The following is a 24,898-nucleotide window of genomic DNA, read 5'->3' as shown; positions in this document are numbered from 1 at the left end:
GGATTCGCCACCTTCACGCCGCCATCGCCACCCGCGAGGAACGGGTGCCGTAGACGGCCCGCGTGAGCAGCGCCTCGCCCAGGCTGGCCCGCACGAGGGCGGCCAGGCGCACGACGGGCACCAGGGTGATCGCGAACAGCAGCCCCACGACGGTGTTGAACGTCACGTAACCGGCCAGCCCGCCGTCGAACCCGAGCAGCGCGGGCAGGCTGCCGTCGGGGCCGAGGGTGTTGAAAAGGATCCACCCGTACAGGGGGAAGGTCAGCCCGAGGACGGTCCCTGCCCACCAGGTGACGGTCAGCACGAAGGAGACGATGGCAAGAGGGAAGGCCAGGACGGCGTGCAGCAGGTCGAGCCCGGCCTGGCCGTTCAGCAGGGGGTTCATGACGCGGCGGAACCAGCCGGCCCACGACGGCGCTTCCGTGTAGGCGGGAGACTCCACGGGGTGGTCGACGACCGTGGCGATCGAGGAGCGCTCGAGGTCGGCGAAGCGGCGGCCCATGGCCGCGGTGCCGGCCAGGATGGGCAGCCCGACGAAGGCGACGGCGCTGCCGACGCCCGCGGCCACACCGGCGATGGTCAGGCTGAAGGAGGCGACGGACGTGGGGAAGCCGATGACGGTGTAGCGGCTGTCGGCGCGGAGGCGCTGGAGGGTTCTCATGTCTAAGAAACTACGGAGGTCGCGCCCGGCTCTCGATCCCGTGAGCTGGCCAAGTGACGGTAGGGCTAGCCTTACCCCGTGATCGAGATCGGCAGGCTGGTTCAGGAAGACCGCGCGCGGTGGCAGGAGCTGTTCACGGGCTACAACGCCTTCTACGAGCGCGAGCTGCCGCAGGAACAGTACGACACGTCGTGGCAGGCGTTCATGGACGACACCCGCGTCCACGCCCTGGGGGCGAAGCTCGACGGTACGCTGGTGGGCATCACCCACTTCCTCGTGCACGCCAGCACCAGCTCGGCGGACGTCTGCTACCTGCAGGACCTGTTCACCGACCCCGAAGCGCGCGGTCAGGGGGTGGCGCGCAAGCTGATCGAGGCCGTCACCGCGTGGGCGAAGGACAGGGAGCTCAACCGCGTCTACTGGCTGACCCAGGAGGGCAACGCCACGGCTCGCAGGTTGTACGACCAGGTGGCGGTCAACAGGGGTTTCATCCACTACCTGATCCCGCTGGCGTGAGCCGTACGGTCACGGCGAGGCCGCCCGCGGGGCGGGCCACGGCCACGACCGTGCCGCCGTGGGCCTCGACGATGGCCCGCACGATCGAGAGCCCGAGCCCCGAACCGCGGGCCGAGCGCACCCGGTCGCCGTGGCCACGTCTGAAGGGCTCGAACAGGTCGTCGACCTCGTAGGGAGGTACGGCGGGGCCGGTGTTCTCGACGCGGAGCGAGCCGTCGAGGCCGACGGCGACCCAGATGTGCCCGTGCTTGACGTTGTACTTGGCGGCGTTCTCCAGCAGGTTGAAGACGCACCTCTCCAGCAGCAGCGGGTCGCCGTCGACCATGACGGCGGGCAGTTCCGCCGTCACTTCGGCGGAGCGGAGCGGCACGTCGGCGAGGGCGGTCCTGACGATCTGGGACAGGTCGACGGGTTTGCGCACCGCGAGTTCTTCCGACGACTCGGCCAGCAGGAGCAGTCCTTCGATCAGGCGCTCGTAGCGGGCGTTGGTGCCGAGCAGCGAGCGGGCGAGCACCCGCAGGTCCTCGGAGACCTCCGGCTCCTCGAGCGCGACCTCCAGGACGGTCCGGTTGATCGCGAGCGGGGTGCGCAGCTCGTGGGAGGCGTTGGCGATGAAGCGCCGCTGGTTGTCGAAGACCCGGTGCAGCCGGTCCAGCATCGCGTCGAAGGTGTCGGCGAGCTTCTTTACCTCGTCGGCGGGCCCTCGCAGTCCGATCCGCTCGTGCAGGTTGCTCTCCGAGAGCCGTTGCGCGGTCTCGGTGACGCGCTCCAGCGGGCGCAGGGCCCGGTCGGCGACGAAGTAGCCGATGATCAGCGCCACCAGTCCCACCGCCACCAGGATGATGATCGAGGTGCGCAGCATGTCGTTCTGGACGTTGAGGGCGCTCTGCTCCAGGCCCTGCATGGCGTCGTTGACATAGAACCGGTCCACTTCCGGCCCGGTGGGCGGGGTGCCGGTGAACTTGCCCACGATGCGCACGTTCAGCGACCGGCTGTTGGACAGGTAGGTGAACCACACGAGCACCGATCCGGCCAGGAAGAACAGCCCGCCGTAGATCAGCGTCAGCCGCATGCGCAGCCCGAGCCGCTTCACAGCCGGTAGCCCTTCCCCGGCTCGTTCTCGATCACGGCGGGCGCGCCCAGCTTGCGGCGCAGCGAGGTCATGGTCACCCGCAGCACCCCGCTCTCGACGGCGAACTCGTCCCACACGCGGCGCCGCAGGTCGGCGGAGCTGACCAGCGACCCGGACGCCTCCATCAGCACCCGCAGCAGGTCGAACTCCTTGCGGTTGAGCACCACCTCGCGCGGGCCGCGCATGACGGTGCGCCTGGCGGGGTCGAGCACGATGCCGCGCCGCTCCACCAGCACCGGGACGTCGCGCACGATTCTGCGCCCGAGGGTGCGGACGCGGGCGACCAGCTCGGCGAAGACGAAAGGCTTGGCCAGGTAGTCGTCGGCGCCGAGCCCGAGCCCCTGCACCCGGTCGCGCACCTGGCCGGCGGCGGTGAGCATGAGCACCCGCGTGCTGCCGTTCAGCGAGGCGCAGACCTCGTCGCCGTGCACCTCGGGCAGGTCGCGGTCGAGCACGACCACGTCGTAGTCGACGTAGGAGGCGCGCTCCAGCGCCTCCTGACCGTCGTAGGCGACGTCGACGGCCATCGCGTGCAGCCGCAATCCGCGGGCGATGGCGTCGGCCATCTGTTCCTCGTCCTCCACCACCAGCACTCGCATGCCTCTGAGGGTGCCGTGAGAAGTGTTAGACGCCGATAAGCCAGACGCCTTATCCGCGTTTAGCGCGGCCCGCCCGACAGTTGCCGCCATGAGAAAGCTCATCCTGCCGGCCCTGATGCTGGCCATGTCCGTCGCCGCCTGCGGGGGCGCACCCACCGAGACCGGAGTCGCCAGCGCGAGCGGAGGAACGGCCCAGCCGTCGGCCTCCCCGTCGGCCACCGTCGACCGCGACGCGGCGGCGCTCAAGTTCGCCCAGTGCATGCGCGAGAACGGCGTGCAGATGGAGGACCCCAAGAACGGCCGGATCATGATGAAGGGCGGTCCCGGTGACCGCGAGAAGATGGAGAAGGCGCAGAAGGCCTGCCAGCACCTCATGGACGGCGCCATCGGCGACCGGAGCCAGGGCATCCCAGCCGAGGAGCGCGACCGCATGCTCAAGTTCGCCCAGTGCATGCGCGAGCACGGCATCCCGATGAAGGACCCGTCGGCCGACGGCCGGATCGAGATCAACGTCCCGCAGGGCACCGACCCGAAGAAGGTCGACGAGGCGCAGGCCGCCTGCAAGGAGTTCGGGCCGGAGGGTCAGGGATCATGAAGGCCGGCCTCCTGGTCCTGGCCGCGCTCGTGATCGGCGGCGGGGCGGCGTTCGTCCTGCTCAACCAGCCCGCGCCGGCCGCCGAGCCCCAGGCGGAGGTTCCCGCGACCGCGACGGTCGAGCGGCGCGACCTGGTCGACACCCAGACGGTCGACGGCGAGCTGATCTACGCCGACGAGCAGCAGATCGCCATCGAGGCGTCGGGCACCGTCACCTGGGCGCCCGATCAGGGCAAGGTCGTCAAGCGGGGCCAGAGCCTGCTGAAGGTGGACCGCAAGCCGGTCACCCTGATGTACGGCGAGCTGCCCCTCTACCGCGACCTGTACTGGGGTGTCGGTGACGGCCCCGACGTCAGGCAGCTCGAACGCAACCTGAAGGCCCTCGGCTACGACGTGACGGTGGACGACGAGTTCACGTATTCGACCTATGCCGCGATCAAGGAGTGGCAGGAGGACCGCGGCCTGGAGGAGAACGGTCGCGTCACCGCGGCCGAGGTGGTCTTCCTGCCGGCGGCCGTGCGGGTCAAGGAGGTGGCCGCGGCCAGGGGCGACAAGGTGCGGCCGGGTCAGAAGGCGCTGGCGGTCAGCGGCACCAAGCTCCAGGTCCACATGGACCTGGACGCCTCGGACCAGGCCCTGGCCAGGAAGGGCTCGAAGGTGTCGGTGGAGCTGCCGGGCGGCGAGACGGTCGCGGGCCGCATCACCGAGGTCGGCACGGTCGCCGAGGTCACCGGCGAACGCGACAACCAGACCACCACGATCGACGTCGAGATCACGCTCACCAAGAAGCCGAAGACGCGTCTCGACCACGCGCCGGTCGAGGTCGAGCTGCAGAGCGAGAAGCACGAGGACGTGCTCGCCGTACCGGTCGAGGCTCTGCTCGCGCTGCGCGAGGGCGGTTTCGGCGTGGAGGTGGTCGAGGGTGGGGCCACGCGGATCGTGCCGGTGAAGACGGGCGCCTTCGGCAGCGGGTTCGTCGAGGTGAAGGGCGATCTGAAGGAGGGCATGAAGGTCGGGGTGCCAAGCACATGATCATCGAGCTGAGAGAGGTGACCAAGGTCTACAACGGCCAGGTCCAGGCGCTGCGCGGTGTGGACCTGGAGGTCGAGCCGGGTGAGCTGCTGGCCATCGTCGGGCCGTCGGGTTCGGGCAAGTCGACCATGCTCCACATGATCGGCACCCTCGACCGGCCGACGTCCGGGACCGTGCGCATCGCCGGCCACGACGTGGCCAAGCTGACCGACCGCCAGCTGTCGGCGCTGCGTGCCCGGCACCTGGGCTTCGTCTTCCAGCAGTTCCATCTGTCGCCCGGCGTCACCGCGCTCGACAACGTCGCCGACGGCATGCTCTACAGCGGCGCGCCCCTGCGCGAACGCCGCAGGAGGGCCAGGAAGGCGCTGGAGCGGGTCGGGCTGGGCCACCGGCTCGACCACAAGCCCAACCAGATGTCGGGCGGCGAGCAGCAGCGGGTCGCGGTGGCCAGGGCGGTGGTGGGCGACCCGCCGCTGCTGCTGGCCGACGAGCCGACCGGCAACCTCGACACCGCCTCGGGCGCCGAGGTGCTGAAAGTGCTCAAGGACCTCAACGACGCGGGCACCACGATCGCGATCATCACGCACGACAACGACATCGCCGAGTGGTGCCCGCGCCAGGTCCGCATGCGCGACGGGCGGCTCACGTGAAGCCGGCGCGCCTGTCGGCCAGGGACGTACTCCGGGTCGGAGCGGTCGGCCTGCGCACCAGGCCCACGCGGGTCTTCCTGTCGGCGCTCGGCATCGCGATCGGCATCGCCACGATGATCGCGGTGATCGGCATCTCGTCGTCGTCACGTGAGCAGCTGCTGCGCCAGCTCGACCGGCTCGGCACCAACCTGCTGACCGTCGGCCCCGGCCAGACCATGTTCGGCGAGGAGGCCAAACTGCCGGTCAAGGCCCTGGAGATGGTCGAGCGCATCGGCCCGGTGCAGACCGCCGCCGCCACCGGCGTGGTCGACGCCAGCGTGCGGCGCACCGACCGTATCCCCGAAGCGGTCACCGGCGGCATCACCGTCCAGGCCGCCTCCGCCGAGCTGCTCAAGACCCTGGAGGGCGAGGTACGGCACGGCACCTGGCTCAACGCGGCGACCGAGCGTCAGCCGGCGGTCGTGCTCGGTTCCGAGGCGGCCAAACGGCTGGGCATCACCCGCACGGGGGTGAGGGTGTGGATGGGCGACCGCTGGTTCAGCGTCATCGGCATCCTCGGCCCGATGACGCTCGCCCCCGAGATCGAAAGGTCCGCGCTCGTCGGCTTCCCCGCCGCCGAGAGGTTCCTGGACTTCGACGGGCACGCCACGACCATCTACGAGCGCTCCACCGACGCCTCGGTGGAGGCGGTGCGGGCGATCCTGCCGCAGACGGTGAACCCGGAGAACCCCGAGGAGGTCGAGGTCAGCCGGCCCTCCGACGGCCTGGCAGCCAAGGCCGCCGCCGCGGGCGCGTTCACCAACCTGCTGCTCGGGCTGGGGGCTGTGGCCCTGCTCGTGGGCGGGGTCGGGGTGGCCAACACCATGGTCATCTCGGTCCTGGAGCGGCGCAAGGAGATCGGCCTGCGCCGCTCGCTCGGGGCGACCAGGGGGCAGATCCGCGTGCAGTTCCTGGCCGAGTCGCTGCTGCTGTCGGCGCTGGGCGGGGTCGTGGGCGCGCTGCTCGGCACCCTGGCGACCGGCGGCTACGCCCTCAGCAGGGACTGGCCGCCGATCGTCCCGCCGTGGGCGATCGGCGGGGCGATCGGGGCGACGCTGCTCATCGGGACGATCGCGGGGATCTACCCGGCCATGCGGGCCGCCCGGATGTCGCCGACGATGGCGCTGGCGACGACATGAGGGCCGCCGCGGCGGGCCTCAGTTCTCGCGCGGCCGGCGGTAGCCGTACGTCTCGTTGGTGACGCGGAAGCCGAGCGACCGGTAGAGCGCGGCGGCGGGGAGGTTCTCGGCGTTGTGGTTGACCGTCGCCGAGGTCATCCCCGCCGCGCGCAGCTCGCGCATGCCGTGCAGCATCGCGGCCCTGGCCAGGCCGCGCCGCTGGTGGGCGGGGTGGGTGCCGACGGGTTCGAAGTGGCCGACCTTGTTGACCGGGTCGGTCCAGAAGAACGTGACCGCCCCGATCGTCCCGTCGTCGGCGACGCCGACCGCGGCGCGCTCCCAGAACCACTCGCGCCGCTCACCGAAGGCGCCCTCCAGCGCGTCGGCGATGCCGGGTGCGTCGTCGGGCGTCGCCTCGCGGGCGGCGGCGGGCACGTCGACCTCGCTCAGCTCGATCGAGTTGACGTGGTCCCAGACGCGGAAGCGCTCGAAGCCGAGCCGCTCCAGCAGGGCGATCCGCTCGTGGTCGTCGTCGACGACGTCGGTCAGGATGTACGGCTCCGCCGTACCGGCGGCTGTCATCTGGAAGGCGTGCTCGATCATCTCCTCCGTCGTCCGCGCGGCGAACACGTCGAAGGCGTTGCCGAAGCGGCCGGTGATGGAGATTCCGGATTCCTCCCCCCAGATCCAGGCGGTTCCGTCGTTGTTGTTGATGCGGTGGGGGAGCTCGCCGGGATGCTCGTGCAGCCCCCACGTTGCGGCGATTTCCCCAGGGCCGAGTGAACGCCGAGCAGCCAGTTTGCGTACTTCTCGGTGATACATAAAACTGGTGCCGCCTCTCGGAAAAGCAATAGGACACTGTTACCCAAAGGGTAATTGTGCCCCCCGAGCGGATGATAGGAAGACAGTGTTCGGGGCATGACGGCGCCAGCCGACAGATGGGGTGGTTGTTGAAATGAGCATCACCGAAGCGCTCCCCCAGTCGGCAGTGCCCGACCTCTCGGAGGTCGCCCTGGCCGAGGTCCTGCAAGAAGACATCGACGAGATCCTGCGCCGCATCGCCCCACGGACGGTCGACCGGCTCGATATCACCGCGTTCAACTCCTCCATCTAGCCGCGGAGCATTACCGTTGGGGGATGGCGCGGCCGTTCCGGCAGTTCATCCTCAAAGTTCACACCAGGTGTGATCTAGCCTGTGACCACTGCTACGTCTACGAGGCCGCCGACACCTCGTGGTCGAGCAAACCGAAGGTCATCACGCCGGAGGTTCTCGACCAGAGCGTGCTGCGCGTCGCCGAACACGTCAAACGCCACGGCCTCGACCGGGTCCACGTCATCCTGCACGGCGGCGAGCCGCTGCTGGCCGGGCCCGGACGGCTCGACGAGATCGCGCGGGCCTTCCGGCAGGGCCTCGAGTGCGAGCTCGAGCTGAAGATCCACACCAACGGCGTCCTGCTGAGCAAGGCCTATCTCGACGTCTTCGAGCGCCACCACGTCCTGGTGGGCGTCTCCGTCGACGGCGACCGCGCGTCCAACGACCGTCACCGGCGCTACGCCGACGGCCGCTCCAGCTACGACCGGGTGGTCCGCGCGCTCGGCCTGCTGCGCGGCACGGGCCTGTACGCCGGGCTGCTGTGCACGATCGACGTCCGCAACGATCCGATCGCCGTCTACGAGGCGCTCAAGGGCTTCGAGCCGCCCGCGGTCGACTTCCTGCTGCCCCACGCCACGTGGGACACCCCGCCGCCGCGCCCGGTGCCCAACGCCTACGCCGCCTGGCTGGAGGCCGTCTTCGACGCCTGGCGCGCCGACGGCGGGCGGCTGCCGATCCGGACCTTCAGCTCGATCGTGCGCACCTCACGCGGCGGCAGCAGCCTGACGGAGTCCCTCGGCCTCGACGCCAAGGACCTGGTCGTGATCGAGACCGACGGCGGTTACGAGCAGGCCGACTCGCTCAAGGTCGCCTACGACGGCGCACCCGCCACCCAGCTCGACGTCTTCCGCCACGACCTCGACGAGGTGGCGGCGCACGCCGGGATCGCCGCCAGGCAGCTCGGCCTGGCCTCGCTCTCCGACACGTGCCGGGCCTGCCCGGTCGTCGGCACCTGCGGCGGCGGCCTGTACGCCCACCGCTTCAAGAGCGGCAGCGGCTTCGCCAACCCCAGCGTCTACTGCCCCGACCTGCTCGACCTCATTACCTACGTGCGGAGTGCCACCGTGCCCACCCATGCGCTGCCCGCCCGCACCTTCGAGGCGCTCTCCCGTGGGTACGGCGACGCCGCCGACGTGGAGGTGCTGGCCGGGATCGAGCGTTCCATCGGCCGTGCCCTGGTGAAGGCCGCCGGCGGCCACCACCCCGAGGCGTGGGAGCTGCTCACCCACCTCGACGCCACGCACCCGGAGGCGGTCAGGCGCGTCCTGGACCATCCCTACCTGCGTGTGTGGGCGACCTCGTGCCTGGCCGACTCCTCGCACGCCGGTTACCTGGGCAACATCGCCGCCGCGGCGGCCGCGCACGCGGGAGTCCGGGCGCAGATCGAGGTCGCGGCCCGCGACGGCCGGGCCTACCTGCCCACCCTGGGCGCGGTCCCGGCCCGCGACGGCGTACGGCTGGCCGTTCCGGAACCCGGCGAGGTCGAGGAGCCGCTGCGCCGGTTGAGCGACACGGTGGTGCTGGAGGATCTCGACCCGTATCGCGACTGCCACGGCCACGACCCGGAGCCCCGCCTGGACGACGAGGCGAGCACACGGTGGCGCGAGGCGTTCGCCGCCGCCGCCCGCCTGATCGAGACCGAGTTCCCGAGGTATCGCGGCGCCCTGGAATCGGGCCTGCGCGTCGTGATGCCGCTGGCGGCACCGTCGGACGGCGGCGAGATCAGCTCGGCCGCGCGGCACGCCTTCGGAGCGGTCGCCGCGGCGCTGCCCGATGACCCCGCGCTGCTGGCGCTGCTGCTCATCCACGAGTTCCAGCACGTCAAGCTGGGCGCCCTGCTCGACGCCGCCGACCTGTTCGACGCGGGGGAGCGGCGGCTGTTCTACGCCCCGTGGCGCCCTGACCCGCGCCCGTTCGAGGGCCTGCTGCAGGGCACCTACGCGCACCTGGCGGTCACCGAGTTCTGGCGCGGCCACCGGCACACCGTGCCCGAGCCCGGCGAGGTCGAGTTCGCGCGGTGGCGGGCGCAGACCGGCAGGGCGCTGGACACGCTGGCCGAGTCCGGCGCGCTGACCCCGGCGGGGGAGCTGTTCGTGGCGGGCATGGCGGAGGCGCTCGAACCCGCGCTCGCCGAGCCGGTCGCGCCGGGCGCGGAAGAGCGGGCCACGAAGATGGCACATGCCCATTACGAGAATTGGGTCAGCCGAATTTGAAGCCCTTTCCTTAGGCTGAGCCGATTTCTATAGTGAAGATCTCGCGAAGGGGGGCGGATTGGCACCATATCGACCAGACCCGCCTCCTGGACCCATCTGTTTCCTGAGCTACGCCCGCATTCCCAAGCACAATCCCAGCGACCGGGTGGACCCCAACTACTGGGTGCGGACGTTCTACGAGAGCCTCACCATCGATCTGGCCAACCTCAGCGCGAACCCGGCCGGATTCATGGACGTCACGCTGGAGCTGGGCAGCTCGTGGGTCGCCGCCATCACGGCCAACCTGAATACGTGCTCGGTTTTCGTCCCGCTGTATTCCCCGCGCCTGTTCCAGAGCAAGAACTGCGGCCGGGAGTGGGCCACCTTCGCGCAGCGGTTCGACGGCATTCCGGCGGTCGACGCGCCGATCGTCCCTGTCGTCTGGGCGCCCTGCCGGGACATGCCGGCCTGCGCGAGGGAGATTCAGTACCGCGGCCCCGACCTGGGCGAGAAATACCACCGCGAGGGCCTCTACGGCCTGATGCGCACCCACCGGGCCGAGGCCAACAGGGTCATCATGAAACTGGCCACGGTGATCGTCGCCAAGGCCCACGAGTCACGCCACCTGCCCCACGGCGTCGCGGAGGACTTCACCCTCAGCGAGAACGCCTTCGGCGGCCAGGACGGCGAGCGTCCCCTGGCCCTGGCCGTGCTGTCCGCGCCCGACTGGCACGCGCGCGAGGTCGCGATCCGCATCGCCAGCGCCAAGCAGTGCACCCCCGACCTGCGTGACCTGCACAGCTTCCGGGCCGAGCTGACCGGGCCGCATCCCGTCCGTCCCGTCGTGGTGATCGTCGATCCCAAGGCGGTCCGCGCGGACCTCAGACACCTGGTCGTCAAACCGTGGGTCACCGTCGTCGTGGTGTGGGAGAAGGACCCCTCGCCCGACGACCTGCGCCGCATCGGCGAGAGCCTCGGGCCCAAGGCCAAGGAGCGCGGCATGGTCACCCAGGTCGCCGCCGCGGCCGACCTGGAGGAGGCGCTGATCGAGCAGGTCGACAACGCCAGCAGGCAGTACTTCAAGCACGGCGCGGCCAACCCGCCGCCCGACAGCGGCACGGAACGACCCAGGTTCTGATCAGGAGGGAGAGGCCATGACCACGGGGCAGATCATCACTTTCTACTCCTACAAGGGCGGCACCGGGCGGACCATGGCGGTCGCCAACGTCGCCTGGATCCTGGCATCGGCGGGCAAGCGGGTGCTGGTGGTCGACTGGGACCTGGAGTCGCCCGGCCTGCACAGGTTCTTCCACCCGTTCCTCGAACAGGGCATGATCGGCGCCACTCCCGGCGTGATCGACATGATCACCAACTACCAGTGGGAGGTCATGAAGAACACCGAGCGGCCGCCTGACTGGCACCGCGGCTACGCCCAGGTCAAGCCGCACACCATCACGGTCGACTTCGACTTCGGCGACGGCTCGCTCGAACTGCTGACCGCCGGACGGCAGAACCGCGACTACTCCTCGCTGGTCTCCGGCTTCGACTGGGACACCTTCTACGAGCGGCAGGGCGGCGGCGTCTTCCTCGACGCGCTCCGCGACGACATGCGCGCGGGCTACGACTACGTCCTGATCGACTCGCGCACCGGGCTGAGCGACATCGCCGAGATCTGCACCGTCCAGCTGCCCGACTCACTGGTGGCCTGCTTCACCCTCTCCGACCAGGGCATCGAGGGCACCGCCGGCGTCGTCAGGCACATCGCCGACCGCTACCGCGACCGCGGCATCCGCATCCTGCCCGTGCCGATGCGCGTCGAGATGGCCGAGAACGAGAAGTGCGACGCCGGCCGCAGCCTGGCCCGCAGCCGCTTCGAGACCTTCCCGCGCGGCCTGGGCCCGCAGCGCCTCGACGCCTACTGGGGCAACGTCGAGATCCCCTACGTGCCGTACTACGCCTTCGAGGAGATCCTGGCCGCCTTCGGCGACGTCCCCAACCGTCCCGTCTCGATGCTGGCCTCCTTCGAGCGCCTCGCCGAGGAACTGACCGACGGCGAGGTCTCCCGCCTGGCGCCGATGGACGAGCAGGTCCGGCTGCGCTACCGCGACCAGTACACCCGCCGCCTGGCCGGGCACCACTCCGACATCCAGCTCTGGTACGTCACCGAGGACCAGATGTGGGCCGACTGGATCGCCATGCTGCTCGACCGGCACGGCTACCGCGTCATGCTCCAGGCGATCGACGCCGAGAACAGCGAGCACCAGCAGCGCAACCACCCGCAGCAGTCGGTCGTGGTGCTGTCGAGCGCCTTCGTCCGGGCGCTGAGGCGGCTGGAGGTATGGAGGGACCTCACCGAGGCCGAGGCCGCGGGCCGTACCGAGCTCGTCGCCCTGCGGGTCAGCGAGCCGCACTTCCCGCCGCCCTTCGGCCAGCGGGTGCTCACCAACCTGACGCGTTCCCAGGAGGAGGACGCGGCGGGGACCCTCATGCGCGCGCTGGGCCGCGACGTCGGCCGCGACGCGATCGACCTGCAGGACCTCGGCGCACGCTTCCCCGGCAGCGAGCCCGACGTGTGGAACGTCCCGGCCCGCAACGCGGCCTTCACCGGCCGCGCGGCCGTCCTCGACTCGCTGCGCAGGGAACTGACGGGCGGCGCGCAGGCGGTGGTCCTGCCGCAGGCCCTGTACGGCCTCGGCGGCGTCGGCAAGACACAGGTCGCGCTCGAATACGCCCACCGGTTCCGCGCCGACTACGACGTGGTGTGGTGGATCTCGGCGGAGAACCAGGAACGGATCCACACCGCCTTCGAGGAACTGGCCAGGGCGATGGACATCCCCATCGCCGAGAACGTGGCCGAGGTCGTCGCCCAGGTCCGCGAGAGGCTGAGGGTCGGCGACCAGTCACGCCGCTGGCTGCTCATCTTCGACAACGCCGGGGAGCCCGACGAGATCAGGAACTACTTCCCCGGCGGAGCCTTCGGGCACGTGCTGATCACCTCGCGCAACTCCGCCTGGTCGGCGGTGGCGGCGCCGCTGGAGATCGACGTGTTCACCCAGGAGGAGAGCCTGGAGCACCTGAGCCGCCGGGTGCCGACCCTGGCCGCCGAATACGCCATCAGGGTCGCCAACGGCCTGGGCAACCTGCCGCTCGCCGTCGAGCAGGCTGCGGCCTGGCTGGCCGAGTCGGGAATGCCGCCCAAGGAGTTCGTGGCGCAGCTGGAGAGCGAGGCCGAGCAGGTGCTGCGGCTTGGCCAGCCCACCGACTACCCGAGCCCCGTCGCGGTCACGTGGAACCTGTCGCTGCGCCGCCTGCGCGAGACCTCGCCCGCCTCGGTCCGGCTGCTGGAGTTGTGCGCCTTCTTCGCTCCCGAGCCGATCTCCATGCAGCTGCTCTACAGCGACGAGATGATGCAGGAGCTGCTGCCGCACGACGACTCGCTGCGGGAGAAGCTGGTGCTCGGCCGGGTGATCCGCGAGATCGGCCGCTACGCCCTGGCCAAGGTCGACCTCGGGCACAACACCATCCAGGTGCACCGGCTGGTCCAGGCCGTCATCCGCAGTGGCATGGACGAGGAGGAGCGGGTACGCGCCGCCCACGCCGTCCACCGGGTCCTCGTGGGCGCCAGGCCTCGCCAGGGTGACGTCGACGACCCCGACAACTGGCACCGCTACGGCCTGATCTGGCAGCACCTGGAGCCTTCGCGGGCCACCGAGTGCACGGAGGAGGAGACCCGGCAGCTGCTCACCGACCGCGTGCGTTACCTGTGGAAGCGCGGCGACTTCGAGGCCGCCCTCGTCCTCGGGGACGACCTGGCGGCGCGGTGGGAGGCGGAGTTCGGCGTCGACGACAGGCAGCGGCTGCACCTGCTGTTCAACGTGGCCAACGTCAAGCGCTCCCAGGGCAAGTACGGCGAGGCGCGCGAACTCGACGAATGGGTGCACGCCCGGCAGCTGGAGTCCGTCGGCGCGATGCACCCGCACACCCTGATGACCGCCGGCGGTTTCGCGGCCGACCTGCGCGGCATGGGCGAGTACGAACGCGGCCTGCAGCTCGACAGGGGCACCTACGACCAGTGGAAGCTCGCCTACGGCGAGGAGCACCCGCGTACGCTGGCCGCCGCCAACAACCTGGCGCTCGGCTACCGCCTGGTCGGCGACCCGGCCAACGCCCTGGTGCTCGACCAGGACAACCTGGAGCGCCGCCAGCGGGTGCTGGGCCTGCTTCACCCGTACACGCTCTTCTCGGCCGCGCAGGTCGCCCGCGACCTGCGCGAGCTGGGGCGCTTCCGCGAGTCGACCGATCTGCTGCGCGCCACCCTGCAGAGGTACAGGGAGGCGCTCGGCGACGCGTTCGTCGACACCCTGCGCGCCGCCAAGAGCCTGGCGGTCTCGCTGCGGCGGCTGGGGGAGCAGCAGGAGGCCTGGAACATGGCGCTGGAGACCGAAGACCGGTACCGGCGCCACTACGAGGGCACTCCCGACGCGCTGGCGGCCCGGCTGGAGCTGGCCGCGTCGATGTCGGCGCTGGGCGACAAGGAACGCGCGGTCGAGGTCGCCGGCGCCCTGGTCGACCATTATCTGGCCGACCTGGGCGAGTCTCACCCGACCACGCTGATCGCCAAGAACAACCTGGCCACCTACGTGCGCGGCGTCGACGGAGCCGTCGCCGCCCGCGATCTGGCCGAACGGGCCTGGCGCGGCCTGGCGGACCAGCTCGGCGCCTCGCACCCGTTCACCCTGGCCTCGGCCGTCAACCTGGCCAACTGCCTGGCCGAGAGCGGCGACCTGGACAGGGCGCTGGCGATGGAGCGGGAGACCACGGAGCAACTGGCCGAGAAGCTGGGCGACATCCACCCCGACACGCTCGCCGGCCGCCACAACCTGTGCGTGAGCCTGCGCGCGCTGGGCCACAAGGACGAGGCGGCCCAGCTGCGCTCGCAGACGCTGACCGAGCTGGTGCGCACGCTGGGCGAGGTGCACCCGTCGGCCGAGGCGTTGCGCGCCTGGCGGCGGGTCAACCGGGACCTGGAGCCGCAACCTTTCTGACCAGCCAGGCCAGGGCGTCGGGCAGGACGCGGATCGTGTCGAAGTGCGCGGCGCCCTGCTTGATCACCAGGTGGGCGTTGGGGAGCCGGCCGCCCAGCCAGCGGGCGTGCTCGACGGGCGAGAACACGTCGGCCTCGCCGTGCCAGACGAGCGTGGGGGCGGTGACCGACTCGGGGCCGAAGCCCCATGGCCTGGTGAAGGCCAGGGTGTCGTCGACCCAGCCGTCGGCGCCGCATCGCCGTACGGCCTCGGCGAAGTTGGTCGCCAGCCGCAGCCTGACCCCGAAGTCGGCGATCATGTGCTGGTCGGGCACCGGGAGCTCGTGCATGATCGTCGGCACCAGGTGGGTGGGGTCGCGCCTGATCTGCTCGGCGATGGCGGTCAGCAGCCGGGTGACGATCGGCAGGCCGAAGGCGGCCGAGGAGTATTCGATGATGTTGGACCTGGCCATGCCCTGGAACCAGTTGAGCCCCTGGGCGTCGGGCGGGGCGATGGGCGCCAGCACCGCGGCCTTGCTCACCCGCTCCTCCAGCAGGGCCGCGCAGGCCAGCGCGTGCGGGGCGCCGCCGGAGCGGCCCACCACCGCGAAGCGCTCCAGGCCCAGCCCGTCGGCGACGGCGGCCACGTCTTCCGCCACGTCGGCCACCCGGCGCCCGCTCCTGCGCTCCGACAGGCCGTAGCCGGGCCGGTCCATCGTGATCAGCCGCACTCCCAGCCGGTGGATGACCGGGGCGCGGGGATGCGGGCCCATCCGGCTGCCCGGCGTGCCGTGCAGAAGGAAGACCGGGGAGCCGTGCGGATCGCCGCTCACATGCACGCCCAGCACTCTGCCGTCGGATGCGGGCAGTGTCATGGAACGGTGCAACACGATCCTCCGGGTCCCCTGATCTCCCCAGTGGAACCCGGCCCTCCTAGCCTGTCAACCACCGGAGCGGTGCTCCTGCGGGCTCACCCCCCGAACCCGCTTGAACGCGGCGCTCAGGGCGAACGGGCTGCCGTAGCCGACCTTCCGCGCGACGCTGCCGACCGTCATGCCGGGCTCGCGCAGGAGATCGGCCGCCAGGGTGAGCCGCCAGTCGGTGAGGTAGCTCATCGGCGGCTCGCCCACCAGGTCGGTGAAGGCCCTGGCGAGGGTGGCGCGGGAGACGCCGACGCGCTCGGCCAGCAGCGCCACCGTCCACGGGTGGGCGGGGTCGTGGTGCAGCAGCCGCAGCGCCATGCCCACGACGGGGTCGTTGAAGGCCAGGTACCAGTGGTTGGCCTGGTTGGCGAACCACTTGCGCAGCACGGCGATCAGCAGCAGGTCGAGCAGGCGGTCGAGGACCACCTCCTGGCCAGGCTCGTCCTTGGCGATCTCGTGGTCGAGCAGGGTGACGAGCGGGCTGTCGGCGCCCGGCTGCACCACCAGCGGGGGAAGGGCGCGCAGCAGCCGGCGGCTGACCTCGGTGTCGAGGTGGTAGCTGCCGATCAGCATGGCCACCGGGCCGTCGGAGGAGGTGCCCCAGGTGCGCAGGCCCAGGCTGAGCTCCTGCACCAGGGGGCGGCCGTCGAGGCTGCGGCAGCGGTTGCCGGGGTCGATGATGATCTGCGCGGGAGTGGCGGGATCGTCGGCGAAGGTGAAGGCGCCCGGGCCGCGGGTGATCGCGATGCTGCCCTGCTCCAGCCGTACCTGATCGCCGTCGTCCGGGGTGATCCAGGCGTCGCCGCTGAGCATGACGATGACGCTGAGCGGCGAACCGTCCTGGGCCCTGATCGACCACGGTGGCGCCATCATCGCGCGCAGCAGGAAGGCGTTCTGGGCCCGAGGCCCGCTGAGCAGTCCGGCGAGGGCATCCATGGATGAGACGATAGAACATGGAAGTGAGCCTCTCAACTATGGAGAGTCTCACGGCCGACCGATGTACTTAAGCCATGACATTCCTGGTGATTGGTGCGAACGGCAAGACCGGCAGCCGAGTGGTCAAGCGGCTCGACGACAAGGGACTCGACGTCAGAGGCGTCTCCCGCTCCAGCGAGATCCCCTTCGACTGGAACGACCCGGCGACGTGGGACGCGGCGCTCGACGGCGTGCACGCGGCCTACGTGACCTACTACCCTGACCTGGCCTTCCCCGGCGCGGCCGACGCGATCAGGGCGCTCACCCAGCGGGCCAAGGCCGCCGGAGTGCGCCGCCTGGTGCTGCTCTCGGGCCGCGGCGAGGACGAGGCGGCCGTCAGCGAGCGGACCGTCCTCGAATCCGGCCTGGAGGCGACGGTCGTCAGCTGCAGCTTCTTCAACCAGAACTTCTCCGAGGGCGCCTTCGCCGACATGGTCGCCGGTGGCGTGCTGGCCCTGCCCGCGGGCGAGCGCTCCGAGCCCTTCGTGGACGCCGAGGACATCGCCGACGTGGTGGTCGCGGCGCTCACCGAGGACGGGCACGCCGGCCGCGTCTACGAGCTGACCGGTCCGCGGCTGCTGACCTTCCACGACGTGGCGGCGGAGATCTCCAAGGCCTCCGGCAAGCAGGTGACCTACCACCCGATGCAGGCGGGCGAGTACGTCGAGATGCTGATGCAGTACGGTCTGCCCCGCGAGGAGGCCGAGCCGCTGACCGACCTGTTCGTCCAGGTGCTCGACGGAAGGAACGAGCGCGTGACCGACGGGGTGAAGCGGGCCCTGGGCCGCGAGCCCCGCGACTTCTCCGAGTACGCCGCCACCGCCGCGTGGTGACCCTTCACCGGGTCCGGGCCTGGCCCGGACCCGGCCCCACACGATAAAAGGGAGATCATCATGGAAACTCTTGCGATCGTCCTCGCCGTGCTCGCCGTCGTCACCACGGGCGCGCTGGCCGGGTTGTTCTACGCCTACTCGATGTCCGTCATGTGGGGGCTGGCCGCCATCCCGGAGGAGGCCGCCGCGGCGGCCATGCGGAGCATCAACAAGAAGATCATCAACCCCTGGCTCATGCTGGCCTTCATCGGCTCCATGATCCTGGACGCCGCCGTCGCCGTGCTGACCGGCAACGTGTGGTTCTGGGCCGCCCTGGCGGTCAACTTCGTGGGGTCCTTCCTCGTCACCTCGATCGTCAACGTGCCGATGAACAACGCCGTCGACGCGGGCAAGCTCACCTTCGCGGAGTACCAGCCCCGCTGGACCCGCTGGAACACCCTGCGCACCGTGGCGAGCCTGGCCAGCCTCGCGCTGCTGGCCGTCGGCCTGCTGGGCTGGAACTAAACTCCGGCTGTGGACGAGCGGCTGATCCAGGCGGCGATGGAGTGCTTCGCCACGTACGGCTTCCGCAAGACCTCGCTCAGCGACGTGGCGGTCAGGGCCGGGGTGTCACGGGCGACGATCTACCGCACCTTCGGCTCCAAGGAACGGATGGGCGAGCTGGTGCTCCTGCACGAGAGCGCCAGATTCGTCGCGCAGCTGGAGCGGCTCTTCGCCTCCGACCTGCCGCCCGAGGAGCAGATCGCCGCCTGCGTGGAGTACAGCCTCGAATACCTGGCCGACCACGACGCCTTCCAGCGCATGCTCGCCGAGGAGCCCGAGGAGCTGTTCGCCATGCTGGTCGAGCGGCCGGGCCACCCGTCGTTCATCACCTCGCTGGCCGACGGGCTCGCCCCGCTCATGGCGGCCAACCGGCACGCTCATCTCCTCAGGGTCTCTCCGCGTCAGGCCGTGGAGTTCTGCGCCAGGGTCGTGCTCAGCCTCATCGCTCACCCCACGACCTCTCTCGGCGACAGCCGGGAGATCTCCAGGTTCATCTGGGCGGCGGTGTCGGCGACCACCGGGTGATCCCGGTAGTGGTCCAGGACCCACCGCCACGTCGGGTCCTCGGCCGACAGGCGGTCGTAGGCCTCTCGCGGATGATCGCCCTCGTCGAGGCGCGCGGCCAGAGTGGTGTACCAGCGGCGGGTCAGATCCATCAGCACGTCGAGCGGCACCGTGGGGTCACCGGTGCGGCGGGCGTGGGCCAGGCAGGCCTGGAGTTGCTCTCGTCGGGTCTCCATCGACCCCTCCCAAAGCAGAGAGACGGTTAGACCGAATCGTCTCACCGTCTCTCGTCACTGCCTATGTGAGGTGTCTCACATGTTGATCATGTGGCCCGCGAGACCGTGGATGGCCTCCTTGACCGCCTCGCCGAGGGTCGGGTGCGCGTGGATGTTGCGGCCCACCTCGTTGACGGTCAGGTCCCACTGCTGGGCCAGGGTCAGCTCGGGCAGGAGCTCGGTGACCTCGGGGCCGATCAGGTGGGCGCCCAGGATCTCGCCGTACTTCGCGTCAGCGATGATCTTCACGAAGCCGTTGGCGTCGCCCAGGCCGTGCGCCTTGCCGTTGGCGGTGAACGGGAACTTCTGCACCTTGATCTCGCCGCCCAGCTCGCGCGCCTGCGCCTCGGTGTAACCGAAGCTGGCGATCTGCGGCTGGCAGTAGGTGGCGCGCGGGACCATGACGAAGTCGATCTCCATGGTCTCGTGGTCGGCGATCGTCTCTGCGGCGACCACGGCCATCGCCTCGGCGGCGTGGGCCAGCATGAGCTTGGCGGTGACGTCGCCGATCGCGAAGATGTGGGGCACGTTGGTGCGGCCGCGGCCGTCGACGGCGATGGCGCCGCGCTCGGTCAGCTGCACACCGGTCTTGTCGAGGCCGTAGCCCTCGACGCGCGGCACGAAGCCGATCGCCTGCAGCACCTTGTCGGCCTCGATCACCTCGCTCTGGCCGTTCTTGGAGACCGTGACCTTGACGCTGGAGCCGGTGTCCTCGATGCCCTCGACCTTGGTGCCGACGCGCACGTCGATGCCCAGGCGCTTGTAGCGCTTGAGCAGCTCGGCGGAGACCTCTTCGTCCTCCAGCGGCACCATGCGGTCGAGGAACTCGACGATGGTGACCTTGACGCCGTAGTTGTGGAGCACGTAGGCGAACTCGACGCCGATCGCGCCGGAGCCGGCGATGACGATGCTCTCGGGCAGGTCGCTGGAGAGGATCTGCTCCTCGTAGGTCACCACGCGCTCGCTCAGCTGCGTGCCGGGGATCAGCCTGGTGGTGGCGCCCGCGGCGATGATGCAGTGGTCGAAGGTGATGGTCTCGCCGTTGACCTGGATGGTGTTGGCGTCGAGGAAGGCGCCCTTGCCGTTGTACTCCGTGATGCCGTTCTTCTTCATCAGGAAGTGCACGCCCTTGACGCGCCCGTCGGCCACCTTGCGGGAGCGGTCGAAGGCGGCGCCGTAGTCGAAGCTCACCTCACCGCTGATGCCGAAGGTCTTGGCCTCCTTGGTGAAGATGTGCGCCAGCTCGGCGTTGCGCAGCAAGGCCTTGGAAGGGATGCAGCCCACGTTGAGGCAGACGCCACCCCAGTACTTCTCCTCGACCACGGCGGCCTTGAGACCGAGCTGGGAAGCGCGGACCGCGGCGGTGTAACCCCCCGGCCCGGCGCCGAGGACGACTACGTCATAGTGGTTGCTCATACCCCGGACATTAGTCGCCCTAGACCTCCACCTTGTACGTCAGGGCCAGTTCATCCGCCGGGACGCCTCGGATGCCCCAATTGACCTTGGGAGTTTCCACGATGGTGATCTCCACCTCGGCGAACTCGGCCGACAGGCGGCGGTGCAGGGCACGCTTGGCGTCATCGCTGCGCCCCTCGAAGCAGAGGATCTCCAAGATCAGGTACTCGGGGGAGCGGGGGGCGACGAAGTCGTCGGCGTCCATCAGGAAGAAGCGGTGGAACCGTTTGTCGTCGGGGAGCCCCCACTCGGAGACCAGGGCCCCGTGCACCTTGTCGGAAATCTCCTGACGTCGCCCGGACCATACGTCCTTGCGGGCGTAAATCTTCACCTGAGCCATGGTGGGTCACTATAGAGGGGTGATCCGCATCCTGCTGGCCGACGACGAGGCCATGATCAGAGCCGGGGTGCGCGCCATCCTCGGCGCCGACCCCGAGCTCGACGTCGTCGCCGAGGCCGGCGACGGGCGCGAGGCCATCGAGCTGGCCCGCAGCCACTTCCCCGACGTGGTCCTGCTCGACGTGCGCATGCCCAGGCTCGACGGGCTGGCCGCCGCCCAGGAGATCGCCAAGCACACCAAAGTGATCATGCTCACCACGTTCGGCGAGGACGACTACATCGCCAAGGCTCTCGACGTCGGCGCCAGCGGCTTCCTGCTGAAGTCGGGCGACCCGCGCGAGCTGCTCGCCGCGATCCACGCCGTGGCCGGCGGCGCCGCCTACCTGTCGCCCAAGGTCGCCCACCGGGTCATCTCGCTGATGGGAGGCCTGTCGAAGGGCGCCCAGGCCCGCGAGCGGCTGAGCGGGCTGACCGAGCGCGAGCTGGAGGTGCTCACGCTCGTCGGCAAGGGCCTGTCGAACGCCGAGATCGCCCGCCGGCTGCACATCGTCGAGGGCACCGTGAAGGCGTATGTCAGCGCCATCTTCATCCGCCTCGACGTGCGCAACAGGGTGCAGGCCGCGATCATCGCCTACGAGGCCGGGTTGGTAACCTAGTCACCTGTGTACCGACTGCTGTTCTCGCTGGTCCTGCGCCATCTCGATCCCGAGCGGATCCATCACCTGACGGTCAGGGCGCTGGCGCTGCTGTCGGTGCTCCCCGTCGTCAGGAAGCTGCTGCACCGCGCCCTGGCCCCGCGCGACCCGGCGCTGCGCGTCTCGGCCTTCGGCGTGCACTTCCCGTCGCCCTTCGGGCTGGCCGCCGGCTTCGACAAGGACGCCGCCTGCGCGGAGGCGCTGTCGGCGCTCGGCTTCGGCCACGTCGAGGTGGGCACGGTCACCGCCCACGCCCAGCCGGGCAACCCGCGGCCGCGGCTGTTCCGGGTGATCGGGGAGCGGGCCGTCATCAACAGGATGGGCTTCAACAACGCGGGCGCCGTGGCGGCCGCGCGAAGGCTCCGCCGTACACGCGGGGTCCCGGCGATCGTCGGGGTCAACATCGGCAAGACCAAGGTCGTGCCCGAGTCCGAGGCGGCCGACGACTACGTCACCAGCGCCAAGGAGCTGGCGCCGCTGGCCGACTACCTGGTCGTCAACGTGAGCTCGCCCAACACGCCGGGGCTGCGCAACCTCCAGGCGGTCGAGCTGCTGCGGCCGCTGCTGGCCGCCGTCAAGCAGGTGGCCGACTCGACGCCCCGCCGTACACCTCTGCTCGTCAAGATCGCGCCGGATCTGGCCGACGACGACATCGACGCCGTCGCCGACCTGGCGCTGGAGCTCGGCCTCGACGGCATCATCGCGACCAACACCACGATCAAGCACTCGGGGGAGACCGGCGGCTTGTCGGGCAGGCCGCTGAAGGCGCGCTCGGTCGAGGTGCTGCGGCGGCTCCGGGGCCGCGTGGGCGACCGCCTGACCCTCGTCTCCGTCGGCGGTGTCGAGAACGTCGACGACGTGTGGGAGCGGCTGCTCGCGGGGGCCACGCTCGTGCAGGGGTACACGGGGATGATCTACGGCGGCCCGCTGTGGGCGCACACGCTCCACCGCGACCTGTCGCGGCGCCTGAAGCGCCACGGCGTCAAGTCCGTCACCGAGGTGATCGGCAGGACCGCCGCCTAGTCGCCCAGGCCCGCCCTCCGCGCCCTGACCATCGCCTGGGCGCGGTCGGCCACCTGGAGCTTGGCGAAGATCGACGTCAGGTGGTTCTTCACCGTCTTCTGGCTCAGGAACAGCGCCCTGGCGATCTCCGCGTTGGAGCGTCCGGAGGCGAGCAGGTCGAGGATCTCCCTCTCACGCTGGGTCAGCTCGGGAAACGGTCCGCTGTCCGGCCCGCTGGTGAGGAAACGCCGGATCCTGCGCGCCACGCCCGGGCCGTACACCGCCTCGCCCCGGGCCACGGCCGCCACCGCCGCCAGGAAGTCGGGGCCCGCGGTCCCCTTGAGCACGTAACCGCGCGCGCCGGCCCGCAGCGCCGCGAACACCGACGCGTCGTCGTCGCTCATCGTGAGCACGAGCACGCCGAGATCGGGACGGCGGTCGATGAGCTGCCTGGTCGCCTCGGTGCCGGACATGCCCGGCATGACCAGATCCATCACGACGACGTCGGGATCGAGCGAGAGCGCCAGCTCGATCGCCTCCGCGCCGTCGCCCGCCTCGCCGACCACTTCGGCGCCGCCGACCTGTTCGAGCAGCGCCCTGAGCCCGTGGCGGAGCAGCGGGTGGTCGTCGACCAGCAGGACACGGACGGGATCGTTCACAGGGGTAGCACCGCCTCCACGAGGGTCCCTCGTCCGGGCTCGGACGACCGTCGCAGCTCGCCGCCGACCTCGGCGGCCCGCTCTCGCATGCTGCCGGATCCTACGCCCTCGCGCAGCGGGTCGGGCAGGCCGCGCCCGTCGTCGCGGATGCGCAGCACCAGCCGCTCCGTCACGGCCTTGGCGGTGATCTCCACATGGGTCGCCTCCGAGTGCCTGAGCGCGTTGGACAGGGCCTCCTGGGTGATCCGGTAGGCGGCCACCTCGACCGCCGCGGGCAACTCCGGCAGCGGTTCCGCGATGGTGACCGCGATGTTCGGGCCCTGGTGCACGTCCAGCGCCAGATCCTCCAGCGCCCCCGACAGGCCCAGCTCGTCGAGAGCGGGAGGCCGCAGGTTGTGGACGATCTTCCTGACGTCGCCGACGATCGACTGGGTGAGCTCCCTGACGCAGGTCACCTGCGCGCGCAGCTCCGCCGGGGCGGTGGCCTCGATCACGTACAGCCGTAACCCGATCGCGGTCAGGTCGGCGCCCAGGCCGTCGTGCAGGTCCCGGCGCAGCCTCCGGCGCTCCTCCTCGCGCGCCTTGACCAGGCGCTCGCGCGAATCGCGCACCTCCGTGGCCAGCCGCACCGCCGCCAGGGCCACCGCCAGGTGCGGCGCCAGGTCGTCGAGCACCGCCAGGTCCGCCTTGCTCAGCGGCTCGCCGGGGGAGCGGGGCGCGGCCAGCAGTTCACCCTCCGCTCGCCCGCCGCTCAGCAACACGATGCGCACACCGCCTTCTGGCACACCGCCGAAGACCGACACGGGAACCCCGGCGGGCGTGAGCACGGCGACGGAGGGCAGGCGCAACGTCCGCGCCACCGTCTCGGCCGCGCCGTCGAGCAGCTCGGTGGGGGCGGCCGTCGCCTCCAGCCGCTGCCCGAGATGGGACAGGGCCGCGGCGGGCTCGCCCCGGTTGCCGAACAGCAGCCGTCCCACGGCCCGCTGGACGGCGTCGCGCGCCGGCGCGAACGCCACCGCCACGACACCCGTGGCCAGCAACGACTCCAGCACCCCGCCGTGCTGGCGGAACAGCGTGTTCAGCGTGGTCACCGTGGCCAGGTAGGCGCCCAGCAGCACCGCCGCCACCACGACGTACACGACGGTGCGCCTGATCAGCACCTCGATGTCGAACAGCCGGAAACGGAAGATCGACACCGCGGTGGCCAGCGGCAGGGCGGGCAGGGTCAGCGCCAGCAGCCAGACCCCCAGCGCCCACTCGCCCCCCGAGTGCGTCGCGTCGACCACCGCCGCCACCGCGATCGCGACCACGGCGGGCAGCAGGGGCATGAGCTGGCGCCGGTCCTCGGCGCGCCGCACCCGTACGGCCAGCGCGGTCGCTCCCACCACGGCCGCGGCGCTCACCACCAGCCCGAAACAGGCGGCGATGATCTCGGTCGGCACGAAGCCCACCGGGCTCGGCGACTCGGTTCCCCACACCCACACGTTGTCCCTGAACATGAGCACGACCTGGAGCACCGCGAGCGCGGCGACGAGCGCGCCCACGACCGGCCGCCACCGACGCGAGGGCAGGCGCCCGTCGGGCAGGAAGGCCGGCAGCAGGAACAGCGGTCCGAAGCCGGTGAAGAACACCCAGTTGACCACCCAGGAGCTGAACTCCACGCCAGGCCAGCCGTGCGCCTGGCCGTACACGCTGTAGCCGCCCGCGAGCGCCTGCAGGGCCATGCCCGTGCCGCCCAGGCAGAACAGCCAGCCGATGGGATTGCCGGGCCGCCGCGCCACGATGAACGCCCCGACCAGCGGATAGGTCAGGCCGACGACGGCGTCGAGCAGGAGGTACGTGGCGTCCTGGACAGGGACGTTGACGGTGAGGACGATGCCCACGAGCACGGACGCGACGGCCGCACCGCAGATCACCCAAGAAGAGCGCACCAGAACATCGTCCGGTCGCGCGCTCCGCGCGGCAATGGGACCAAGGTCCCGACCG

Annotated in this window: 25 protein-coding genes; 14 read left to right on the top strand and 11 right to left on the bottom strand. The window is 70.6% G+C overall.

Going from position 1 to position 24,898, the window contains the following annotated elements:
* Positions 1-13: 13 nt before the first annotated feature.
* Positions 14-661 carry a sensor domain-containing protein gene (locus tag HNR30_RS44670; RefSeq protein ID WP_181616313.1) on the bottom strand — a complete coding sequence of 216 codons (648 nt, stop codon included), beginning with the start codon at positions 659-661 and terminating at the stop codon, positions 14-16.
* Between the two features lie 78 nt (positions 662-739).
* On the opposite strand from HNR30_RS44670, the gene HNR30_RS44665 reads away from it, so the two are divergent.
* Complete coding sequence (locus HNR30_RS44665; RefSeq protein ID WP_181616312.1) at positions 740-1,177, top strand: GNAT family N-acetyltransferase; 438 nt, start codon at positions 740-742, stop codon at positions 1,175-1,177.
* On the opposite strand, the gene HNR30_RS44660 is transcribed toward HNR30_RS44665, so the two are convergent.
* Entirely contained in the window at positions 1,149-2,270 is a 1,122-nt protein-coding gene (locus HNR30_RS44660) for a sensor histidine kinase (RefSeq protein WP_181616311.1), read from the bottom strand. The two genes, HNR30_RS44665 and HNR30_RS44660, sit on opposite strands and share 29 nt — an antisense overlap.
* A complete protein-coding gene (locus HNR30_RS44655) occupies positions 2,267-2,908 on the bottom strand; it encodes a response regulator transcription factor (RefSeq protein WP_181616310.1) in 642 nt (213 codons plus the stop codon). The genes HNR30_RS44660 and HNR30_RS44655 overlap by 4 nt, the downstream gene beginning before the upstream one ends.
* An 88-nt stretch (positions 2,909-2,996) precedes the next feature.
* On the opposite strand from HNR30_RS44655, the gene HNR30_RS44650 reads away from it, so the two are divergent.
* The 4 genes from HNR30_RS44650 to HNR30_RS44635 are packed head-to-tail and all read left to right on the top strand — an operon-like array spanning position 2,997 to position 6,362.
* Positions 2,997-3,503, top strand: coding sequence for a hypothetical protein (locus HNR30_RS44650; RefSeq protein ID WP_181616309.1), 507 nt, complete (start codon positions 2,997-2,999; stop codon positions 3,501-3,503).
* Positions 3,500-4,534 (top strand): efflux RND transporter periplasmic adaptor subunit, encoded by a 1,035-nt coding sequence (locus tag HNR30_RS44645; RefSeq protein WP_181616308.1) that lies wholly within the window; start codon positions 3,500-3,502, stop codon positions 4,532-4,534. Before HNR30_RS44650 ends, HNR30_RS44645 begins: the two co-directional genes overlap by 4 nt.
* Entirely contained in the window at positions 4,531-5,184 is a 654-nt protein-coding gene (locus HNR30_RS44640) for an ABC transporter ATP-binding protein (protein WP_181616307.1), read from the top strand. Before HNR30_RS44645 ends, HNR30_RS44640 begins: the two co-directional genes overlap by 4 nt.
* A complete protein-coding gene (locus HNR30_RS44635; protein ID WP_181616306.1) occupies positions 5,181-6,362 on the top strand; it encodes an ABC transporter permease in 1,182 nt (393 codons plus the stop codon). The genes HNR30_RS44640 and HNR30_RS44635 overlap by 4 nt, the downstream gene beginning before the upstream one ends.
* Before the next feature lie 18 nt (positions 6,363-6,380).
* Here HNR30_RS44635 and HNR30_RS47100 read toward each other — a convergent pair whose 3' ends face one another.
* A complete protein-coding gene (locus tag HNR30_RS47100) occupies positions 6,381-7,163 on the bottom strand; it encodes a GNAT family N-acetyltransferase (protein ID WP_220134720.1) in 783 nt (260 codons plus the stop codon).
* Between the two features lie 133 nt (positions 7,164-7,296).
* Between HNR30_RS47100 and HNR30_RS44625 the strand changes: the two genes are divergently transcribed.
* The 4 genes from HNR30_RS44625 to fxsT are packed head-to-tail and all read left to right on the top strand — an operon-like array spanning position 7,297 to position 14,731.
* Positions 7,297-7,455 carry an FxSxx-COOH-like cyclophane-containing RiPP peptide gene (locus tag HNR30_RS44625; RefSeq protein WP_181616305.1) on the top strand — a complete coding sequence of 53 codons (159 nt, stop codon included), beginning with the start codon at positions 7,297-7,299 and terminating at the stop codon, positions 7,453-7,455.
* Positions 7,456-7,478: 23 nt separating this feature from the next.
* Entirely contained in the window at positions 7,479-9,707 is a 2,229-nt protein-coding gene (locus HNR30_RS44620; RefSeq protein WP_181616304.1) for an FxsB family cyclophane-forming radical SAM/SPASM peptide maturase, read from the top strand.
* Between the two features lie 58 nt (positions 9,708-9,765).
* Positions 9,766-10,824, top strand: coding sequence for a TIR-like protein FxsC (locus tag HNR30_RS44615; protein ID WP_181616303.1), 1,059 nt, complete (start codon positions 9,766-9,768; stop codon positions 10,822-10,824).
* A gap of 16 nt (positions 10,825-10,840) precedes the next feature.
* Complete coding sequence (fxsT, locus tag HNR30_RS44610) at positions 10,841-14,731, top strand: FxSxx-COOH system tetratricopeptide repeat protein (protein ID WP_181616302.1); 3,891 nt, start codon at positions 10,841-10,843, stop codon at positions 14,729-14,731.
* On the opposite strand, the gene HNR30_RS44605 is transcribed toward fxsT, so the two are convergent.
* Both HNR30_RS44605 and HNR30_RS44600 read right to left on the bottom strand, forming a co-directional pair.
* Positions 14,700-15,584, bottom strand: a complete 885-nt coding sequence (locus tag HNR30_RS44605; RefSeq protein WP_181616301.1) for an alpha/beta fold hydrolase — start codon at positions 15,582-15,584, stop codon at positions 14,700-14,702. The two genes, fxsT and HNR30_RS44605, sit on opposite strands and share 32 nt — an antisense overlap.
* Positions 15,585-15,650: 66 nt before the next feature.
* A complete protein-coding gene (locus HNR30_RS44600; protein WP_181616300.1) occupies positions 15,651-16,568 on the bottom strand; it encodes an AraC family transcriptional regulator in 918 nt (305 codons plus the stop codon).
* A 74-nt stretch (positions 16,569-16,642) separates the two neighbouring features.
* Here HNR30_RS44600 and HNR30_RS44595 point away from each other — a divergent pair, with 74 nt between their 5' ends.
* The 3 genes from HNR30_RS44595 to HNR30_RS44585 are packed head-to-tail and all read left to right on the top strand — an operon-like array spanning position 16,643 to position 18,508.
* Positions 16,643-17,440: an NmrA family NAD(P)-binding protein gene (locus tag HNR30_RS44595; RefSeq protein WP_181616299.1), complete on the top strand. Its 798-nt coding sequence runs from the start codon at positions 16,643-16,645 to the stop codon at positions 17,438-17,440.
* A gap of 60 nt (positions 17,441-17,500) precedes the next feature.
* Positions 17,501-17,944 carry an anthrone oxygenase family protein gene (locus HNR30_RS44590; RefSeq protein ID WP_181616298.1) on the top strand — a complete coding sequence of 148 codons (444 nt, stop codon included), beginning with the start codon at positions 17,501-17,503 and terminating at the stop codon, positions 17,942-17,944.
* A 9-nt stretch (positions 17,945-17,953) separates the two neighbouring features.
* On the top strand, positions 17,954-18,508 hold the full coding sequence (locus HNR30_RS44585; RefSeq protein WP_181616297.1) for a TetR/AcrR family transcriptional regulator: 555 nt from the start codon (positions 17,954-17,956) through the stop codon (positions 18,506-18,508).
* On the opposite strand, the gene HNR30_RS44580 is transcribed toward HNR30_RS44585, so the two are convergent.
* The 3 genes from HNR30_RS44580 to HNR30_RS44570 form a co-directional block, all read right to left on the bottom strand.
* A complete protein-coding gene (locus HNR30_RS44580; RefSeq protein WP_181616296.1) occupies positions 18,430-18,723 on the bottom strand; it encodes a hypothetical protein in 294 nt (97 codons plus the stop codon). The genes HNR30_RS44585 and HNR30_RS44580 overlap by 79 nt on opposite strands.
* 75 nt (positions 18,724-18,798) lie before the next feature.
* Positions 18,799-20,178: a dihydrolipoyl dehydrogenase gene (gene lpdA / locus HNR30_RS44575; RefSeq protein WP_181616295.1), complete on the bottom strand. Its 1,380-nt coding sequence runs from the start codon at positions 20,176-20,178 to the stop codon at positions 18,799-18,801.
* A 19-nt stretch (positions 20,179-20,197) separates the two neighbouring features.
* Positions 20,198-20,557, bottom strand: coding sequence for a tautomerase family protein (locus HNR30_RS44570; protein ID WP_181616294.1), 360 nt, complete (start codon positions 20,555-20,557; stop codon positions 20,198-20,200).
* Positions 20,558-20,576: 19 nt separating this feature from the next.
* Between HNR30_RS44570 and HNR30_RS44565 the strand changes: the two genes are divergently transcribed.
* Positions 20,577-21,212: a response regulator gene (locus HNR30_RS44565; RefSeq protein ID WP_181616293.1), complete on the top strand. Its 636-nt coding sequence runs from the start codon at positions 20,577-20,579 to the stop codon at positions 21,210-21,212.
* Between the two features lie 6 nt (positions 21,213-21,218).
* Positions 21,219-22,274, top strand: coding sequence for a quinone-dependent dihydroorotate dehydrogenase (locus HNR30_RS44560; protein WP_181616292.1), 1,056 nt, complete (start codon positions 21,219-21,221; stop codon positions 22,272-22,274).
* On the opposite strand, the gene HNR30_RS44555 is transcribed toward HNR30_RS44560, so the two are convergent.
* On the bottom strand, positions 22,271-22,912 hold the full coding sequence (locus HNR30_RS44555) for a response regulator (RefSeq protein WP_181616291.1): 642 nt from the start codon (positions 22,910-22,912) through the stop codon (positions 22,271-22,273). The two genes, HNR30_RS44560 and HNR30_RS44555, sit on opposite strands and share 4 nt — an antisense overlap.
* Complete coding sequence (locus HNR30_RS44550) at positions 22,909-24,843, bottom strand: sensor histidine kinase (RefSeq protein WP_181616290.1); 1,935 nt, start codon at positions 24,841-24,843, stop codon at positions 22,909-22,911. Before HNR30_RS44550 ends, HNR30_RS44555 begins: the two co-directional genes overlap by 4 nt.
* Positions 24,844-24,898 lie beyond the last annotated feature (55 nt).

The sequence above is a fragment of the Nonomuraea soli genome (assembly GCF_013761175.1).
GTDB lineage: Bacteria > Actinomycetota > Actinomycetes > Streptosporangiales > Streptosporangiaceae > Nonomuraea > Nonomuraea soli.
This window is presented reverse-complemented; position numbering and strand designations above follow the sequence as displayed.